This window comes from Methyloceanibacter sp. (assembly GCF_049590335.1).
Classification (GTDB): domain Bacteria; phylum Pseudomonadota; class Alphaproteobacteria; order Rhizobiales; family Methyloligellaceae; genus Methyloceanibacter.
Genome location: NZ_JBAWCQ010000138.1, coordinates 1 through 2,755, shown reverse-complemented (window position 1 = coordinate 2,755; position 2,755 = coordinate 1). Strand labels below are relative to the sequence as shown.

Annotated in this window: 4 protein-coding genes; all 4 read right to left on the bottom strand. The window is 59.9% G+C overall.

The genetic code is table 11. The annotated features are described in order from the left end of the window. Nucleotides 1-770, bottom strand: a 770-nt coding sequence (gene lpxA / locus WBQ77_RS10890) for an acyl-ACP--UDP-N-acetylglucosamine O-acyltransferase (protein ID WP_424060241.1), incomplete at its 3' end; no start/stop codon positions are given. A 7-nt stretch (nucleotides 771-777) separates the two neighbouring features. Further along, entirely contained in the window at nucleotides 778-1,263 is a 486-nt protein-coding gene (fabZ, locus tag WBQ77_RS10885; protein ID WP_424042933.1) for a 3-hydroxyacyl-ACP dehydratase FabZ, read from the bottom strand. A gap of 28 nt (nucleotides 1,264-1,291) precedes the next feature. Further along, entirely contained in the window at nucleotides 1,292-2,365 is a 1,074-nt protein-coding gene (lpxD, locus tag WBQ77_RS10880) for a UDP-3-O-(3-hydroxymyristoyl)glucosamine N-acyltransferase (protein ID WP_424060238.1), read from the bottom strand. Between the two features lie 67 nt (nucleotides 2,366-2,432). After that, a partial coding sequence (locus WBQ77_RS10875; protein ID WP_424060236.1) for a BamA/TamA family outer membrane protein occupies nucleotides 2,433-2,755 on the bottom strand: 323 nt, incomplete at its 5' end.

Genomic DNA, 2,755 nt, shown 5'->3' with positions numbered 1-2,755 from the left:
AAGGATCGATCTGAATCGCTCTTGATGAAGTCGATGATCTGCCGTGCGAGTTCGTTGCTCGAGAACATGGCCTCTACGTCCTCCAGTCGTTCCTTGAGCGTGCCTTCGCTCGAGAACAGCATGCGGTAGGCCTTACGCAGTTCGTGGATCTGATCGCGTGAGAAGCCTTTGCGCTTTAGGCCCACAATATTCAGCCCGTTGAGATTGGCCCGGTTGCCGAGGGCCATGCCATAGGGAATGAGATCAGCGGTCACCCCGGACATACCGCCGACGAACGAGTACGAGCCGATGCGCACGCACTGATGGACGGCCGAGGCTCCGCCGACAATGGCACCGTCGCCAATTGAAACATGGCCTGCGAGCATGACGCCGTTCACGAGCGTGACGTTGTCTCCGATCTGGCAGTCATGGGCGATGTGTGTGCCGATCATCAGGAAACAGTTGGCCCCCACGCGCGTGGCAAGATGGCCGGTCGGCGTGCCCCGGTGAATAGTCACATGCTCTCTAATCACCGTATTGGAGCCGATCGTGACCGTACTCGGATCATCCTTGTATTTGATGTCCTGTGGTTCGAGTCCGATCGAGACAAACGGAAAGATCCTGCACCCGGAACCGATCGTTGTGTGGCCCTCGATCACGACGTGGGGGCGGAGGACCACGTCGTCGCCGAGCTCCACATGGGGCCCCACGACGCAAAACGGCCCGATCTCGACATTCGATCCGAGCCTAGCGCCTGGGTCGACCTGCGCGGTCGCATGAATATTGGACATCGAGGAGTTACTCAGCCTCTGCCTCGATCGAATCAACGATTACTGCACTGACTTCCGCCTCGGCAACGAGGTTTCCATCGACAATAGCTCTAGCTTTGAAACGCCAAACGCGCCCGCGGCTGCGCATCTTCTCTACATGGTAATGAACCGTGTCCCCGGGGATTACAGGGCGGCGGAACCGCGCCTTGTCGATCGCCATGAAATAGACGAGCGGCGGCTCTTCGAAAGCGTCGATAAACCGCATGCATAAGGCGCCCGCTGTCTGCGCCATGCCCTCGATCAATAGAACACCAGGCATCACCGGATTACCGGGGAAGTGCCCCTGGAAATAGTGCTCGTTCGCCGTCACGTTCTTGATGCCAATTGCAGAGCGGTCCCCATCCATGTCGACGATACGGTCGACGAGTAGGAATGGGTAACGATGAGGCAAAAGCTTCATAATATCGGAAGCTTCCATCCTGTCGGGTCTTACAATCTCTCCGCTCTCGTTCATTCGGACCGGCTCCTCCGATACGGGTCGGCTACGCGCCATCCCCGCCCTCTCCTTGGTCAATCTTTACATCCTTACGCTCGGCGAGCTGCTTCAGAATCGTCAGTTCCCGGAACCACAGCCGGACAGGCTTGGCTGGCGTCCCACCCCAGCGCGCGCCGGCCGGGACATCGCCACGGACGTTGCTGCTTGCGGCGATTTGCGCTCCGGCGCCGATCTTCAGGTGGCCGACGAGACCAACCTGCCCGCCTAGAGCTACGAAGTCGCCGAGTTCGCAACTGCCCGAAATACCCGTTTGTGACACGATAATACAATGCCTTCCGAGGATGACGTTGTGCCCGATTTGGACAAGATTATCAATTTTCGTGCCTTCTCCGATAATGGTGTCCCGCAGCGCGCCGCGATCGACGGTCGAATTGGCCCCTATCTCCACGTCGTCCTGCACCACGACCCGCCCAATCTGCGGGACTTTCATGTGGCCCTCGCGGCCCATGGCAAATCCGAACCCATCCTGACCGATGGCGACACCCGCGTGGATGACGACGCGATTCCCAATTAGAGCATGGGTGACGGACGCGCTGGGCCCAATATAGCTGTCGCGGCCGATATGGACCCGATAGCCGATGACGGCGCCTGAGGCGATGGTGGTGCCTTGTCCGATCTCGACGTCGGGGCCCACGATCGCACCGGGCTCCACAACGACGTCACTCTCAAGAACCGCGGAAGGATGAACCCCACTCTGCGTCGCGCCGCTCTCGGCCGGCCCAGTGGCCCTCGGCTTAAGCGCGGACGGATAGAACAGGGCAATGGCCTTGGCGAAGCCACGATAGGGTTCGCGCATTTTCAGCGCGGTCGTTCCGGCTGGCAGTTTGCGGACGAATTTGGGTGCAACGATGCAGGCAGCCGCTCGTGTCTCGGCGAGGGCAGGCAAGTATTTCGGGTTATCCACGAAGGATAGATGGCCCTCCCCCGCGTCGTCCAGCGGCAGGACATCGGTGATCTGTAGATCGGGGTCGGCGTTCGGCCCGAGTTCGGCGCCCGCAGTCTCCGCGATGCGCCCTAAGGAGAATGGACCGGCACGATCGAAAAATCCCGGATGTTCCATTAGGTCTCCTTGCGAACCGCCATAGGGCGTTCACGACAGTTGGAGCCGCGTACGACAGCGGCAGTCCTTAGAATGTGGTCGAGGCGCCAAAGCGGAAGAGTTCCGTCCGGTCGAAGTCGGCCTTGAGTAGAGCCTCGGCGAGATCGGCGCGAAGCGGACCAAGCGGAGACTGCCAGATCAGGCTGACGCCCGTCGACAGGCGAATATCTGACGTATCCAGAATAAAGCTGCCTTCGTCGACGTTGATTGCCTGGATTGCATTGTCGCCCGCGCCCCAGAGCGAACCGGCGTCTACGAAGACGGCACCATCAATTCCCAGGCTTTCGGGAATGAGCGGAATTGGGAAACGAACTTCGGCCGTGGTGGCCCAGAAATACTTGCCGCCTATCG